Source organism: Bradyrhizobium sp. BRP20, from assembly GCF_020194215.1.
GTDB lineage: Bacteria > Pseudomonadota > Alphaproteobacteria > Rhizobiales > Xanthobacteraceae > Bradyrhizobium > Bradyrhizobium yuanmingense.
On sequence record NZ_JADYVY010000015.1, the window covers coordinates 16,810 to 31,450 of the forward strand.

Consider the following 14,641-nt stretch of genomic DNA (forward strand, 5'->3'; position numbering starts at 1 on the left):
TCTTGCCAAGCGCGCAACGCCGCTCTAGCACTCCGGCGCCGTCATTCCGGGGCGCGCGAAGCGCGAGCCCGGAATCCATAACCCCGGCTGGTGGCTATGGATTCCGGGCCCGCGCTAAGAGGCGCGTCCCGGAATGACGAGAGAGGATCGAAAAGGACACGACCATGGCGACCCACAAACTGCTGCTGCTTCCCGGCGACGGTATCGGCCCCGAGGTGATGGGCGAGGTGAAGCGGCTGATCGACTGGCTCAATTCGGCCGGGATCGCCAAGTTCGAGACCGACACCGGCCTCGTCGGCGGCTCCGCCTATGACGCGCACAAGGTGTCGATCTCCGAAGGCGACATGGCCAAGGCCAAGGACGCCGACGCCGTGATCTTCGGCGCGGTCGGCGGTCCGAAGTGGGATGCCGTGCCTTACGAGGTGCGCCCGGAAGCCGGCCTCTTGCGCCTGCGCAAGGATCTCGCGCTGTTCGCCAACCTCCGTCCCGCCGTGTGCTATCCGGCGCTGGCGGATGCTTCCAGCCTGAAGCGCGAGGCGGTCGAGGGCCTCGACATCGTCATCGTGCGTGAGCTCACCGGCGGCGTCTATTTCGGCGAGCCCAAGACCATCACCGATCTCGGCAACGGCCAGAAGCGCGCCATCGATACCCAGGTCTACGATACCTATGAGATCGAGCGCATCGGCCGCGTCGCCTTCGAGCTTGCCCGGAAGCGCAAGAACAAGGTGACGTCGATGGAGAAGCGCAACGTCATGAAATCGGGCGTGCTCTGGAACGAGGTCATGACTCAGGTCCACAAGCGCGAATACCCCGATGTCACGCTCGAGCATCAGCTCGCCGATTCCGGCGGCATGATGCTGGTGAAATGGCCGAAGCAGTTCGACGTCATCGTGACGGACAATCTGTTCGGCGACATGCTCTCCGACATCGCGGCGATGCTCACGGGCTCGCTCGGCATGCTGCCCTCGGCCTCGCTCGGCGAGGTCGACGTCAAGACCAAGAAGCGCAAGGCGCTGTACGAGCCCGTGCACGGCTCGGCCCCCGATATCGCCGGCAAGGGCCTCGCCAATCCCATCGCGATGATCTCGTCCTTCGGCATGGCGTTGCGCTATTCTTTCGACATGGGCGATCTCGCCGACAAGGTCGACCAGGCCATCGCTGCCGTGCTGGCCAGCGGCCTGCGCACCGCCGACATCAAGTCGGAAGGCACCACGGTCGCTTCCACCACGCAGATGGGCGAAGCGATCCTGAAGGAATTGCAGAAGCTGCACGCGTAAGGCGGGAAGAATCGTAGCCTGGATGGAGCGAAGCGAAATCCGGGTTCTCACCCCGTGGACAGACCTTCCCGGATTGCGCTTCGCTCCATCCGGGCTACGGCCTCATTGGAAACCGCCTCATGGATACACCCCGCCCCAAGATCGCGGAAACCGTCATCCATGAGACGGTGCGCCTGCGCGAGGCGCAGGTCGGGCGGCGTTGCGAGGTGCTTGCGGGCACGCGCATCGAATATGCTTCGCTCGGCGACTACTCCTATCTCGGCGAGAATTGCGACGTCGCCGACGCCGTGATCGGCAAGTTCACGGCGATCGCCAACTCGGTGCGGATCGGTGCGCCAAACCACCCGATGGGCCGTCCCTCGCAGCACCGCTTCACCTACGTCCCCGAATATTACGAGGCGGGCGCGACGCGCGACCGCGACTTCTTCGCAGGTAGGCGCGGCGACCGGGTGATCGTCGGCAACGACGTCTGGATCGGCCATGCCGCCATCCTGCTGCCGGGCGTGAGCGTCGGCGATGGCGCAGTGATCGCCGCAGGCGCCGTCGTTAGCCGCGATGTCGAGCCGTACACCATCGTCGGTGGCGTTCCCGCCCGTCCCATCCGCAAGCGCTTTGACGATACCGTTTCCGCAAGCCTGCGCCGCATCGCCTGGTGGGATTGGCCGGATGCGCTGATCTTCGAACGCCTCAGTGATTTCCGCTCCGAGGCCATCGAAGAATTTTGCCGGCGCTACGATCCGGCAGCCAATGCGTAAGACGGACGCATCTCGCGAAAAACAAAAATGGCCGGGCGTGAGCACCGGCCATTTTGATTCGGTCGTGACGCCCGCCTCAGTACAGCGGGAAGTTCTGCGGATAGCCGCCGACATCCTGCGGCGGGGAGAGCGGCTGGCGGTCGATCGGCCGGTTGAGGTTCTCGCGGGCGAAGGACGGATAGCCCACGGCCGGGGGGAAGGCGTAGTCGGTGAACTTGCGGTCGCCCGGATTGACCTCGGTGCCGCCATCGAGCCAGGAGCGCTTGCTCACATAGAGGCGGGTGCGGCCCTGTTGATAGACCGTGTTGGGGCCGCTCGGGCCGTAATAGGGCCGGCCGCGGTCGTCATAGCGCTGCTTGGTCCTGGTGTCGGCGGAAGCCGGGGTCGCGAACGCAACGGCCATTGCGGCGCCCGCCGCAAGCAATGTCGCCAGTTTGTTCGCGGCAGAAAATTTCAAGCTCATCACGTCCCCTTCAGGCGGCAGGCCGCCAGTCGATTTCACCCCATACTAGCCCGGCCGGGGCGGACGCAACTAGGTCAATTGGGTCACACCAGCTCGGAATAATCGTGCGCGCCGGCAAAAGTTGCATGCAAACCAGCTACTTGAGCTTGATGCAGAATCCTTGATGCAAGTCAAAGCGCTCCGCGCAATTGCGCGTTCGCTGCGCCCAGCAGCCAGTCCGGCGAGCCCTGGGGGTCACAGCCGCGGCGCCTGAGCTCGGCATGGGCGAACAATTCCGCCAGCCTCGGCTCGTTGCCCGAGGCCAGCAGCGTCAGCCGGTTCAGCGTGCAGGCGATCGCCGCGCGGCGGGCGGGCAAGCTGTCGCCCTGGCAGGAGAAGCCGGAGATCTGCAAGGCGGGCTCCTCGTAGCGCTTGAGATAACCGAGGCAGGCCCGCGTCCCCTTTGCCCCGCCGACCGGCCGGAACAGGGCAACGGGTCCGAATTTGGTGTCGATCAGGCCGGCCTGCTCAAGCGGGGCATCTGCACCCAAACCCATCCGGGCGGCCAAACCCGCGGCCGCCGGCCGTGTCACGTCGAATTCGGCGCCTTGGCGGTAGATTTCGAGTTCGGCCACCGGCTTGTCCGCCATATCGGTCCAGCGCAGCACGTCCCTGCGGCCGCCCTCGGGATGCCTAAAGATGACGTAAGAGGCTGTTTTTTCTGATGAATCGATCCGGCTGACGGCGAAGGCCGGATGCGAGCGGTCGGCGATGCTCCAGCCCGGTCTGTCCGCCGGACCATCGCCACGCAGGTCAGGCAGCTGTCCCAGGCCTGCGAGGGCGAGGATGGCAAACAGGGCGAGCGCCCCCACATAGGCGACCAGATGCGCCAGCGTGCCGACGACCTCGTCGGCCAAGGCCAAGAGCGTCAGCTGGATCTGGGTAGGGCTAACGGCCGTGCTGGCGTCAGGCGACTGCATCCACGTCCCTAAGGCATGGTCTTAACGTTGTCTTGAGGCCGGTTCTCGCATAGAAGCGCTGCTCTTCCTGTTTAAGCGTCAGCTTCGGGAACGGGCTTTTTCATCGGAGAGTGAACGATGGGTTACAAAGTCGCAGTCGTCGGCGCGACCGGCAATGTCGGTCGGGAAATGCTCAACATCCTGGATGAGCGCAAATTCCCCGCGGACGAGGTCGTGGCCCTGGCGTCGCGCCGCAGCGTCGGTGTCGAAGTCTCCTATGGCGACCGCACCCTGAAGGTCAAAGCGCTCGAGCATTACGACTTCTCCGACGTCGACATCTGCCTGATGTCGGCGGGTGGGTCGGTGTCGAAGGAATGGTCGCCGAAGATCGGCGCCGCCGGCGCTGTGGTGATCGACAATTCCTCGGCTTGGCGCATGGATCCGGACGTGCCGCTGATCGTGCCCGAGGTGAATGCGGCCGCGACCGAAGGCTTCAAGAAGAAGAACATCATCGCCAACCCGAACTGCTCGACCGCACAGCTCGTGGTGGCGCTCAAGCCGCTGCACGAGAAGGCGACGATCAAGCGCGTCGTGGTCTCGACCTATCAGTCGGTGTCGGGCGCCGGCAAGGACGCAATGGACGAATTGTTCTCGCAGACCAAGGCCGTCTACACCAACGACGAGCTGGTCGCGAAGAAATTCCCCAAGCGCATCGCCTTCAACGTCATCCCCCACATCGACGTCTTCATGGAGGACGGCTACACCAAGGAAGAGTGGAAGATGATGGCGGAGACCAAGAAGATCCTGGATCCCAAGATCAAGCTGTCCGCCACCTGCGTGCGCGTGCCTGTGTTCGTCGGCCATTCCGAGGCCGTCAACATCGAGTTCGAGAATCCGATCACCGCCGATGAAGCGCGCAACATCCTGCGCGTGGCGCCCGGCTGTCTCGTCATCGACAAGCAGGAGCCCGGCGGCTACGCCACTCCTTACGAAGCGGCCGGCGAGGACGCGACTTACATCAGCCGCATCCGCGAGGACGCGACCGTGGAGAACGGTCTCGCGCTGTGGTGCGTATCCGATAACTTACGCAAGGGCGCCGCCCTCAACGCGATCCAGATCGCGGAAGTGCTGATCAACCGCAAGCTGATCAGCGCGAAGAAGAAGGCGGCGTAACCGGCTTACATCGGCCGGACTTCGACCACATCAGGCACGAAGTGCTTGAGCAGGTTCTGGATGCCGTGCTGGAGCGTCGCCGTCGATGACGGGCAGCCGGAGCAGGCGCCCTTCATGTTGAGATAGACAATACCGTCCTTGAAGCCGCGGAAGGTGATGTCGCCGCCGTCATTGGCAACGGCCGGCCGCACCCGGGTCTCGATCAGGTCCTTGATCATGTCGACGGTCTCGGCGTCGGCTTCATCGAAGAACTCGTCCTCGTCGTCGAGATCGGCATCGCTGTGCGCTTCGCCGCCGGCGAGCAGCGGCGCGCCGGACATGTAGTGCTCCATGATGGCGCCGAGAATCGCGGGCTTGAGCTGCTGCCACTCACCGCTCGCCTTCGTCACGGTGATGAAGTCCGATCCGTAGAACACGCCGGTGACGCCGGGCACCTCGAACAGCTTTTCGGCGAGCGGCGAACGCGCCGCCGATTCGCGGCTCGAAAATTCCATCGGGCTGCCGTCGACCACGACGCGGCCGGGAATGAACTTCAGCGTGGCGGGATTGGGGGTGGCTTCGGTTTGAATGAACATGGTTTTCTCCAGACGTCGCCGGTTCAAGGCCGGCGCGTGCTCTATCCCCTAGCAGATGGCGACGGCTAACGCACGGTCAAGGGGAGGCGGGATATTAGCTCATGAAAATCAGTGGGTTGGCCTTGCCCTCCCCTGGAGGGGTCCGGGACGAGCGTAGCTCGCCCGTGGTCGATCGCGCGCAGCGCGAGCGGGGTGGGGTGATCTCTCCACTCGGGCAGTGTCGGATGTGGAGAGACCGTCACCCCACCCCGTCTCATGCCTCGCTTCGCTCAACATGAGCCGACCCTCCCCTCCAGGGGAGGATAAGATGCATCGTCGCTAGGACAGCGAATCCACGCTCTCATCGCTCAGGGCACCCGAGATGATCGTCACCGGCACCGGGAATGTGCCGAGCGCATGCGCGAGCAGCGAGACCAGAGGCCCGGGCCCTTCCGCGCCAGGATTGGCGGCGAGCACCAGCATGGCGATATCAGGATCCTCGTCGATCACTGCGAGCAGCTGTTCCATCGCGCTGCCTTCGCGAATGACGCGCTCCGGCGTGATGGCGGCGATGCCGTTGGCGCGCCCGGCGGCGCGGTCGAGCGCGGCTTCGGCGGCTTCCTGTGCCTCGGCGCGCATGATGTCGGCGACCCCCAGCCATTCCTGGCTCTGCTGCTCAGGCTCGATGATGCGCAGCATCACCACGCCGCCGCCGGCGCGAATCGCCCAGCGGCTGGCGTAATAGACGGCGCGATCCCATTCGGCGCTGTCGTCGACGATGACGAGGCATTTGGGCTTGTGACCCGGCTCGTAGCAAAGTCGCTTACTGGTCATGCATGTCCCGGATTGTGCACGGGGAGCATGCTGCCACACTCCCGCGATGTTTGGGAGGGGCGAAGCGGCCGGCGCCGTGGCGCCAGCCGGTATCGCGAAGCGCGCCCTAGCGCCGGCGAATGAAGCCGACGATGTCCTTGGAGAGCTTCATGGTCTCGTCGGCGATCGCGCGCGCCCGGTCGGATCCGTCGTTCAGGATCGCCTCGATGTGGCCAGGGTCGGCGACGAGGCGCTTCATCTCGCCGGCGATCGGCGCGAGCTTGGTCACGCACAGCTCCGCCAGCGCGTTCTTGAAGCTGGAGAACTGGCCGCCGCCGAACTCGCGCAGCACGTCCGCCTTGGAGCGGCCGGACAGCGCGGCGAAGATGCCGACGAGATTGTCGGCCTCGGGCCGCGCTTCCAGGCCCTTCTCTTCCGTCGGCAGCGGCTCCGGATCGGTCTTCGCCTTGCGGATCTTCTGCGCGATGGTGTCGGCATCGTCGGTGAGGTTGATGCGCGAATTGTCGGAGGCGTCCGACTTCGACATCTTCTTGGTGCCGTCGCGCAGGCTCATCACGCGCGTCGCCGGACCCGTAATCAAGGGTTCCGGCAGCGGGAAGAACAGCCCGTCATTGACGCCCTGCGCGCGGATCGAGTCGCCGAAGTCGTTGTTGAACTTCTGCGCGATGTCGCGCGAGAGTTCGAGATGCTGCTTCTGGTCCTCACCCACGGGAACGTGGGTGGCGCGGTAGAGCAGAATGTCGGCCGCCATCAGCACGGGATAGTCGAACAGGCCCACCGAGGCGTTCTCGCGGTCCTTGCCGGCCTTCTCCTTGAACTGGGTCATGCGTCCCAGCCAGCCCATGCGCGCGACGCAGTTGAAGATCCAGGCGAGCTCGGCATGGCCCGAGACCTGGCTCTGGTTGAACACGATGTGCTTCTTCGGATCGATGCCGGCCGCGATGAACGCGGCGGTCACCTCGCGGGTGTTGCGCGCGAGCTCCACCGGCCCGCCCCAGACGTCCACCCCTTGCGTGATCGCGTGCATGTCGACGACGCAATAGATGCAATTGTGGGTTTCCTGCATCTTCACGAAGTTGACGATGGCGCCGAGGTAATTGCCGAGGTGCAGATTGCCCGTCGGCTGGACGCCCGAAAAGACCCGTTCAACGAATGGCATGGTCAGCCTTCCCATAGGTATTCGGCCGTCGTTTCCAACAGCGGCGCTGCCCCGTCAAGGGTCTTTCGCGGAGGCCGTGGTCTAGCTGAGCCGTTTCAATGCGTTAACCGCCTCGCGCCAGGAGGCGGCACCGAGGATCTGCAGCAACAGGCCGTAGACGGCGATTCCGGCTGCGATCTGCACACCCAGCGCAATGAAGTGGATGAGCCCATGGGCGCCGGCCGGCACCAGACCTGCGGTCAGCCAGAGCAGGGCGCCCATGGCGATCGCGGCCAGCACGATGCGCGGCAGCCGCGTGCGGGCCGCCGCGTCGATCGAGAAGCCGAACTCGCCCGCGCCCTTGCGGAGCAGCGCGAGCGCGCTGCTCCAGGCGCCAGCCGCGATGCTTGCCGCGATTCCGCTTGCGCCAAAGACATGACCGAGCAGAACCGCGAGCACGACCGTCACCACGAAGCCCTTGGCGGTCGCGAGCAGCGGCGTCATCGTGTCGCTGCGGGCATAGAACGCCGGCGACAGCGCCTTGATCAGCACATGCGCCGGCAGGCCCAGCGCCAGCCACATCAGGGCACGCGCGGTGGCCGCGCTATCCGCCGCACCGAACGCGCCATGCTCGAACAGCAGCCCCACGATCGGCTCGGCGAGCACGATCAGGCCGACCGTGGCCGGCAGCGCCAGCCCGGCGGAAAGCTCCAGCGCGCGGGATTCGGCATGCGCCACCGCGTCGCGATCGGAGCTCGCGACGGCGCGCGTCAGCTCCGGCACCAGCACGGTGCCCATGGCGACGCCGACGATGCCGAGCGGCAGCTCGATCAAGCGGTTGGCGAAATAGAGCCAGGACACCGCGGACGGCGTTGCGGACGCGATGATCGCACCCGCCACCATCAGCCATTGCGGCCCCGAGCTTGCGATCATGCCGGGGATCGCCTTGGCGAAGAAGCCGCGCATCTCCTTGTCGAAACTCGCGCGCAGCGGTGTCGCAAGGCGCGCGCTTCGCTGCGACAGCAGCATCAAGAGTTGCAGCAAGCCGGCGAGGCCGACGGTCGCTGCCAGGATCCAGGCGGCGAAGCCGGCGTCTGCATGCCAGACCAGCAGCATCGCGATCGCGGCGATCAGCGCAATGTTGAACAGCAGTGGCGAGAACGCCGTCAGCGCGAAGCGTCCCTGCGCATTGAGCAGCCCCATCAGCACGGTGACGGGACCGGCGAAGGCGAGGTAAGGCAGCATCAGCCGCGCGTTCTGAACCGCGAGATCGAGCGTGCCACTGCCGAGGAATCCCGGCGCGATCACCGTCATGATCAGCGGCATCAACAATGCGAGCAGGAGTGAGATCCCGATCAGGGCCGTGCTGACCGTGCCGATCACGCGCCCCGCGAACGCCGCGGCTTCCGCCACCCCGTCGCGGTCCCGCACCCGCAGCCAGGCTGGGATCAGCGCCGCGTTCAGCGCGCCCTCGCTGAGCAGCCGCCGCACCACGTTGACGAGCTGGAACGCCGCCAGAAACGCATCCGCCACGGCGCCGGTGCCGAGCAGCGCCGCAATCAGGGAATCGCGGGCGAAACCCAGCAGGCGCGAGGCCAGCGTTCCCGTCGAGACGGTCAGGAAGGAGCGGATCATGCTCTCGAAAATACCGTTGCTTGCCCGCCAAGGCCCGGTCGTGATAGGCCGCGAGCTTGGATTTCAGGCCGACAGGAAGCGGATTTCCGGTTAGATCGCAATCCGGCAAACAGGATCAAGGTGAATGGCTGACGTGAAATATGACGTTCTCGGCATCGGCAACGCGCTGTTCGACGTGCTGGTTCGGACCGACGAGGCCTTTCTGGCCAAGCATGGCATGGCGAAGGGCAGCATGTCGCTGATCGACGAGGCGCGCGCGGCTGCCATCTACAAGGACATGGGGCCGGCCACCGAAGTCTCGGGCGGCTCGGCTGCCAACACCATCGTCGGCATCGGCAGCCTGGGGGCACGCGCCGCCTATGTCGGCAAGGTCAAGGACGACCAGATCGGCAAGCTCTACGTGCACGACATTCGCGCCGCCGGCGTCGCCTTCAACACGCCTGCTGCCAAGGACGGCCCCGCCACTGGCTGCTCCTACATCCTGGTCACCGGCGACGGCGAGCGCACCATGAATACCTATCTCGGCGCGGCGCAGGACCTGTCGCCCGCCGACATCGATCCGGCCGAGATTGCCGGCGCAGGCATCGTCTACCTCGAAGGCTATCTCTGGGACCCCAAGAACGCCAAGGAGGCCTTCGTCAAGGCGGCCAAGATCGCCCATGACGCCAAGCGCAAGGTGGCGCTGACGCTGTCGGATTCCTTCTGCGTCGATCGTTATCGCGACGAGTTTCTCTCGCTGATGCGAGGCGGCACCGTCGACATCGTGTTCGCCAACGAGTCTGAGCTGCACTCGCTCTACATGACCTCGGACTTCGACACCGCGCTGAAGCAGCTGCGCAACGACGTCAATCTCGGTGTCGTCACCCGCAGCGAGAAGGGCTGCATGGTAGTCTCGTCCGAGGATGCCGTCGCAGCGCCGGCCTTCCCGGTCGAGAAGGTGGTCGACACCACCGGCGCCGGCGACCTGTTCGCCGCCGGCTTCCTCTACGGCCTCGCGCGCAATTTCGGCTACAAGCAGTGCGGCGAGCTCGGCGCGCTCGCCGCCGCCGAAGTCATCCAGCACATCGGCGCGCGGCCTCAGGTATCGTTGAAGGAGCTGGCCGAGCAGCGCGGGCTGACGGCGTAAGAAATTATCTCTGCCTCCACGATGCGGTCGGCATAGCGACCGCACTTTGCCGGCGTGCCGCGTAGAACGAGGCGCTCTCTCTGGCTCCTGATCAAAAAAAACGGCTCCGAGCCGAATGGCCGGAGCCGGGATCTTGGGCTTCTTCGCTTCTCAGTACTTGGCCATCATCGGCCCGCCGAACTTGTAGTTCAGGCCGGCCCGCACGGTATGGAAGGTGAGGTCCTGCGAGATGCGTTCGACGTAGTTGGAGCCGGGCGGAGCAAAAGTGCTGCCGGGCACGTAGGTCGATGTGTAATCCACGCCGCCGAGATCGGTGTAGAGATATTCGAGCTTAACCGTCCAATTCGGCACGAAGGCGTGCTCAACGCCGGCGCCGACCGTCCAGCCGACCTTCGTCTCGGACACCGAACCCGTCTTGGTATAACCATTGGACGAGGTGAGATCCCAGCTTCCCTTGACGCTGCCGACGGCCAGACCGCCGGTGACGTACAGCAGGGTCTTGTCGACCGCATAGCCGGCGCGGCCGCGAACGGTCACGAGCCAATCGTTGCGGATGCTTTCGTCGAATGTGCGGATCACCGGCGGATTCGCTCCGGTGAAAACGGTGCGCGCACCGATATCTGTTGCGTTGGCGTCGGCTTCTACACCCAGAACCCAAGCACCGGTCTGCCAGTTCGCGCCGATCTGAAGACCGCCGATAGCGCCGGCCGGATCGAGGCGGCGATTGCTCAGCGCCACAAACTCGTTCCTGAACGCTACGCCTTCCACGGCCCAGCTGCTGGTGGGATCGAGCACGGTGCCGAGATCCGACTGCCCCCAAGCGTAACCCGCATTCACGCCCACGTAAAAACCGGTCCAGTTATAGACGGCTACGGCGGTCGCTGGTGCCTTGAAGGGCCGGGCCGCGAGATCTGCAGCGCTTGCCGAGCCGACGGTTGCAAATCCAATTCCTGCAACCAGGATGGTCCTCCAAGCCAATTTCATGGCATTCCCCCTAGATCAACAATCGATCAAGTCAGGACACGACCGTAACATTGTACTGCCGCCGATGGCTGTGCCGGGCCTGCCACAGGTGATCGACATTGAACGCGCGTGGGAGACGCCACAAGCAGAATGAATGGCGCACCTGTCCAAATAGCTGGAACTAAGGGTGCCGCGCAGCATCCGGCGGCGTAACGCTCGTCATCCCCGTCATTGCGAGCGCAGCGAAGCAGTCCAGAATCTCTGCGGGGAGACAGCTGGATTGCTTCGCTGCGCTCGCAATGACGATGTAGGCAGGCGCGGGCCTCAATCAAAACTGTCATCGCCCGGCGAAGACCGGGCGATCCAGTACTCCGAGCGGCTGTGATGGATCGAGAAGCCGCGGCGTACTGGATTCGCCTGCGGGGGGAATGACGGTCGTTGTATATGGAGAGCGTTCAACACTTTCACGCCGTCTTCGCCGCCTTCAATCCGAGCCGCTGCTCGACTGCCTCGCGCATCAGGAATTTCTGGATCTTTCCGGTCACGGTCATCGGAAATTCGTCGACGAACTCGACGTAGCGCGGGATCTTGTTGTGGGCGATCTGGCCCTCGCAGAAGGCACGTACTTCCTCAGCCGTCAGTTGCTCGCCCGCTCTGACACGAATCCAGGCGCAGAGCTCCTCGCCGTAGCGGGTATCGGCGACGCCAAAGATTTGCACGTCCTGGATCTTGGGATGGCGATAAAGAAACTCCTCGATCTCGCGCGGATAGAGGTTTTCGCCGCCGCGGATCACCATGTCCTTGATGCGGCCGACGATGTTGCAATAGCCTTCGTCGTCGACGGTGGCGAGATCGCCGGTATGCATCCAGCCGTTGGCGTCGAGCACGTCGGCTGTCTTTTCCTTCTCCTCCCAATAGCCCAGCATGACACTGTAGCCGCGGGTGCAGAGCTCGCCGCGTTCGCCCCGCTTGACGATCTTGCCTTCGAGGTCGACGACCTTGACCTCGACATGCGGGTGGATGCGGCCGACCGTGGAGACGCGCCGCTCGAGCGGATCGTCGGTTGCGCTCTGGAAGCTGACCGGGCTGGTTTCGGTCATGCCATAGGCGATGGTGACCTCCCGCATGTTCATCTCGGTGTTGACGCGCTTCATCACCTCGATAGGGCAGGGCGCGCCGGCCATGATGCCGGTCCGCAGCGATGTCAGGTCGAAGCCGGCGAATTCGGGGTGATCAAGTTCGGCGATGAACATCGTCGGCACGCCGTAGAGCGCCGTGCATTTCTCCTGCTCGATGGTGCGCAGCGTCGCGAGCGGGTCAAAACCCTCGCCGGGATAGACCATCGTGGCGCCGAGCGTCACGGAGGCAAGGTTGCCCATCACCATGCCGAAGCAATGATAGAGCGGCACCGGAATGCAGATGCGGTCCTGCTCGGTGAGGCGCATCGCGCGGCCGACGAAATAGCCGTTGTTGAGGATGTTGTGGTGGGTCAGCGTCACGCCCTTCGGTGATCCGGTCGTGCCGCTGGTGAACTGGATGTTGACGGGATCGTCGAACTGCAGCTCGGCGCCGAGCGCGGCCAATTGCTGACGGTGCCGGTCGCCACCCATCTGCGCGACCTCGTCGAAGGCAATTGTGCCCGGTGCGGCCGGGCCGCCGATCTGGATGACATTGCGGAGGGCCGGCAGCCGTGCCGCTTGCAGCTGTCCGGGCCTGGCGGATGACAGCTCCGGCAATAGTGTGTTGAGCATCTCCATGTAGTTGCTGGTCTTGAACGCCGTCGCGGTGACGATCGCCGCGCAGCCGACCTTGCGAAGGGCAAATTCCAGCTCGCTCAGGCGATAGGCAGGATTGATCGTCACCAGGATCAGGCCGGCCTTGGCGGCGGCGAACTGGGTCAGCGTCCATTCCGGTCGGTTCAGCGACCAGATGCCGATCCGCTGGCCCCGCTCGAGTCCGAGCGCGAGAAAGCCGGCGGCGAGCGCATCGACCCGTTCGGCGAATTCCGACCAGGTCCATCGCATCCCGTGGCTGGGCGAGACCAGCGCTTCGCGATTGCACCAGCGCTGCGCGGCCTGGTCGAGACTCCGGCCGATCGTGTGGCCGAGCAGCGGCGCGTCCGAGATGCCGCAAACGTAGCTGTCCGCTTTATCCGCCAAGTCGAAATCCTTTCGTGAGTGATGATCGGCACACTCTACCCGTCGTCATGCCCGGGCTTGTCCCGGGCATCCACGTTCTTTGTGCCGCGTGGCAAGTCGTGGATGGCCGGGACAAGCCCGGCCATGACGTCAGGTGAGAGGTTGCGAGTCACGCCGCCTTCTGCCCGCTTCCGGCAGCATCGAGCCCGGCATAAACGCCGCGCTCAAAGCCCGCGAACGCCTCCAGGCATTTCGCATCCGCGAACGGCAGCAGCTGCATCAGGATGACGCCGGTGACGTCGCGCGCCGGATCGATCCAGTAATAGGTGTTGGCAAGGCCTGCCCAGGCGAGGCTGCCGGCGCTGCGGCCCTCGGCGGTCTTGGCGGTGTTGATCATGAAGCTGAGGCCCCACTTCTTCACCTGCTCAGGATAGAGATCGACGTCGTTGGTGTACATCGGCGCCGCCGTCGTCATCTTGCCCATAGCGAGATCGCCGATGTGGTTCTGCCCCATCGTCGCGACCGTCTCGGCTTTCAGCACCTGGTTGCCGTTGCCGCGCCCCTTGTTGAGGATCATCTGGGTGAACTTGATGTAGTCGCCCGCCGTCGAGTACAGGCCGCCGCCGCCCATGTGGAATTCCGGCTCCTGCTCCAGCTCGAACGGGATCGCTGCCAGCTGGCCGTCCTCGCCGCGCGCATGCATGCCGACCAGGCGCTTGCGCATGTCGTCGCTGATCTTGAAAGCGGTGTCCCGCATGCCGAGCGGCGCGAACAGATTGTCGCGCAGGTACGCGTCGAGCCGCTTGCCGCTGGCGGCCTCCACGGCCTTGCCGACGAAATCGATGTTGGTGCCGTATTCCCAGCGCGTGCCGGGGTCGGACATGATCGGCGTCTTCAATGCCGCATTCTGGCAAGTGGTGACGGCGGGGATGCCGTGCTTGTCCAGATAGACCGCGAGATCGCCGTTCCACATGTTGTAGCAGAAGCCGGCGGTGTGGGTCACGAGCTGGCGCAGCGTGATCGGTCCTTTGGCCGGCCGCAGCTTCGCCTCGCCATTGGCGTCAAAGCCTTCGAGCACCTGCGGATTGGCGAGCTCCGGCAAGACATCGCCGATCGGCGCATCCAGCGACAGCTTGCCCTGCTCAACCAGCTGCATGGCGCCCGCTGTGGTCACCGCCTTCGTCATGGAGGCGATCCAGAACACGCTGTCGACACTCATCGCATCGGGCTTGGACAGATCGCGCTTGCCGAACGCGCCCTGATACAGCACGTCTTGACCGCTGGCCGCGATGGCGACGACGCCCGGAATCTCCTTGGTCTCGCTCTTCTGACGCAGAATCTCATCGATCTGGGCTTGGCTTTGCATGGCGTTTCCTCGGGTTTGATTATTGTTGGAAGTGATCGATTGTCTTCCCGGATCTCCGGCGCGGCAAGCGCCATCTATGTACCTGCACCGGTCGCGATGTCGTGACTTGACGGTCTTGATCCAACGCAGGACGACAACGAGGCTGAGCGCGTACGCTCTTTTGCAATCTGCGGTGGATCGGCGTGTCTCGCCTCACCTTGGATGGGTTGCTCGCGATATGCTTCGTGGTTCCCGAACCCCTGAAACATTTCGTGAGCTGCCGCGTTCAGCACCCGGCCCGA

13 protein-coding genes are annotated in these 14,641 nt (G+C 64.5%); 4 read left to right on the plus strand and 9 right to left on the minus strand.

What is annotated here, in order from left to right; translation table 11 throughout:
* The first annotated feature begins 164 nt into the window (after nucleotides 1–164).
* Together leuB and I6F33_RS28400 are read left to right on the plus strand one after the other, a co-directional pair.
* Nucleotides 165–1,277: a 3-isopropylmalate dehydrogenase gene (gene leuB, locus I6F33_RS28395; protein WP_225144796.1), complete on the plus strand. Its 1,113-nt coding sequence runs from the start codon at nucleotides 165–167 to the stop codon at nucleotides 1,275–1,277.
* Between the two features lie 119 nt (nucleotides 1,278–1,396).
* Nucleotides 1,397–2,032 (plus strand): DapH/DapD/GlmU-related protein, encoded by a 636-nt coding sequence (locus I6F33_RS28400; protein ID WP_036002723.1) that lies wholly within the window; start codon nucleotides 1,397–1,399, stop codon nucleotides 2,030–2,032.
* A gap of 76 nt (nucleotides 2,033–2,108) precedes the next feature.
* Here I6F33_RS28400 and I6F33_RS28405 read toward each other — a convergent pair whose 3' ends face one another.
* Both I6F33_RS28405 and I6F33_RS28410 read right to left on the minus strand, forming a co-directional pair.
* The gene (locus I6F33_RS28405) at nucleotides 2,109–2,495 is read right to left on the minus strand and encodes a hypothetical protein (RefSeq protein WP_036024148.1); all 387 of its coding nucleotides are present in this window, start codon (nucleotides 2,493–2,495) and stop codon (nucleotides 2,109–2,111) included.
* A 170-nt stretch (nucleotides 2,496–2,665) separates the two neighbouring features.
* Nucleotides 2,666–3,454, minus strand: a complete 789-nt coding sequence (locus I6F33_RS28410) for a hypothetical protein (RefSeq protein WP_225144797.1) — start codon at nucleotides 3,452–3,454, stop codon at nucleotides 2,666–2,668.
* Nucleotides 3,455–3,571: 117 nt separating this feature from the next.
* Here I6F33_RS28410 and I6F33_RS28415 point away from each other — a divergent pair, with 117 nt between their 5' ends.
* Entirely contained in the window at nucleotides 3,572–4,606 is a 1,035-nt protein-coding gene (locus I6F33_RS28415; RefSeq protein ID WP_057025860.1) for an aspartate-semialdehyde dehydrogenase, read from the plus strand.
* 5 nt (nucleotides 4,607–4,611) lie between these two features.
* Here I6F33_RS28415 and I6F33_RS28420 read toward each other — a convergent pair whose 3' ends face one another.
* The 4 genes from I6F33_RS28420 to murJ form a co-directional block, all read right to left on the minus strand.
* Complete coding sequence (locus tag I6F33_RS28420) at nucleotides 4,612–5,181, minus strand: NifU family protein (RefSeq protein ID WP_036002713.1); 570 nt, start codon at nucleotides 5,179–5,181, stop codon at nucleotides 4,612–4,614.
* Nucleotides 5,182–5,499: 318 nt separating this feature from the next.
* Nucleotides 5,500–5,994 carry a universal stress protein gene (locus tag I6F33_RS28425; protein WP_036002710.1) on the minus strand — a complete coding sequence of 165 codons (495 nt, stop codon included), beginning with the start codon at nucleotides 5,992–5,994 and terminating at the stop codon, nucleotides 5,500–5,502.
* A 106-nt stretch (nucleotides 5,995–6,100) separates the two neighbouring features.
* A complete protein-coding gene (gene trpS, locus I6F33_RS28430) occupies nucleotides 6,101–7,153 on the minus strand; it encodes a tryptophan--tRNA ligase (RefSeq protein ID WP_036002766.1) in 1,053 nt (350 codons plus the stop codon).
* A gap of 81 nt (nucleotides 7,154–7,234) precedes the next feature.
* Nucleotides 7,235–8,767, minus strand: a complete 1,533-nt coding sequence (gene murJ / locus I6F33_RS28435; protein WP_225144798.1) for a murein biosynthesis integral membrane protein MurJ — start codon at nucleotides 8,765–8,767, stop codon at nucleotides 7,235–7,237.
* 124 nt (nucleotides 8,768–8,891) lie between these two features.
* Between murJ and I6F33_RS28440 the strand changes: the two genes are divergently transcribed.
* A complete protein-coding gene (locus tag I6F33_RS28440; protein ID WP_109142029.1) occupies nucleotides 8,892–9,893 on the plus strand; it encodes an adenosine kinase in 1,002 nt (333 codons plus the stop codon).
* 150 nt (nucleotides 9,894–10,043) lie between these two features.
* Here the strand turns inward: I6F33_RS28440 and I6F33_RS28445 are convergent, their stop codons facing one another.
* From I6F33_RS28445 to I6F33_RS28455, 3 genes are all read right to left on the minus strand, one after another.
* Entirely contained in the window at nucleotides 10,044–10,877 is an 834-nt protein-coding gene (locus tag I6F33_RS28445) for an outer membrane protein (protein ID WP_036024125.1), read from the minus strand.
* A 443-nt stretch (nucleotides 10,878–11,320) separates the two neighbouring features.
* Entirely contained in the window at nucleotides 11,321–13,015 is a 1,695-nt protein-coding gene (locus I6F33_RS28450) for an AMP-binding protein (RefSeq protein ID WP_225144799.1), read from the minus strand.
* 148 nt (nucleotides 13,016–13,163) lie between these two features.
* Nucleotides 13,164–14,360: a serine hydrolase gene (locus I6F33_RS28455; RefSeq protein WP_225144800.1), complete on the minus strand. Its 1,197-nt coding sequence runs from the start codon at nucleotides 14,358–14,360 to the stop codon at nucleotides 13,164–13,166.
* Nucleotides 14,361–14,641: the final 281 nt, after the last annotated feature.

What these genes read in the sequence shown, in the direction of transcription:
- leuB (WP_225144796.1), top strand. Translation starts at nt 165, where the DNA reads ATGGCGACCCACAAACTGCTGCTGCTTCCCGGCGACGGTATCGGCCCC.
- I6F33_RS28400 (WP_036002723.1), top strand. Translation starts at nt 1,397, where the DNA reads ATGGATACACCCCGCCCCAAGATCGCGGAAACCGTCATCCATGAGACG.
- I6F33_RS28405 (WP_036024148.1), bottom strand. Translation starts at nt 2,495, where the DNA reads ATGAGCTTGAAATTTTCTGCCGCGAACAAACTGGCGACATTGCTTGCG.
- I6F33_RS28410 (WP_225144797.1), bottom strand. Translation starts at nt 3,454, where the DNA reads ATGCAGTCGCCTGACGCCAGCACGGCCGTTAGCCCTACCCAGATCCAG.
- I6F33_RS28415 (WP_057025860.1), top strand. Translation starts at nt 3,572, where the DNA reads ATGGGTTACAAAGTCGCAGTCGTCGGCGCGACCGGCAATGTCGGTCGG.
- I6F33_RS28420 (WP_036002713.1), bottom strand. Translation starts at nt 5,181, where the DNA reads ATGTTCATTCAAACCGAAGCCACCCCCAATCCCGCCACGCTGAAGTTC.
- I6F33_RS28425 (WP_036002710.1), bottom strand. Translation starts at nt 5,994, where the DNA reads ATGACCAGTAAGCGACTTTGCTACGAGCCGGGTCACAAGCCCAAATGC.
- trpS (WP_036002766.1), bottom strand. Translation starts at nt 7,153, where the DNA reads ATGCCATTCGTTGAACGGGTCTTTTCGGGCGTCCAGCCGACGGGCAAT.
- murJ (WP_225144798.1), bottom strand. Translation starts at nt 8,767, where the DNA reads ATGATCCGCTCCTTCCTGACCGTCTCGACGGGAACGCTGGCCTCGCGC.
- I6F33_RS28440 (WP_109142029.1), top strand. Translation starts at nt 8,892, where the DNA reads ATGGCTGACGTGAAATATGACGTTCTCGGCATCGGCAACGCGCTGTTC.
- I6F33_RS28445 (WP_036024125.1), bottom strand. Translation starts at nt 10,877, where the DNA reads ATGAAATTGGCTTGGAGGACCATCCTGGTTGCAGGAATTGGATTTGCA.
- I6F33_RS28455 (WP_225144800.1), bottom strand. Translation starts at nt 14,360, where the DNA reads ATGCAAAGCCAAGCCCAGATCGATGAGATTCTGCGTCAGAAGAGCGAG.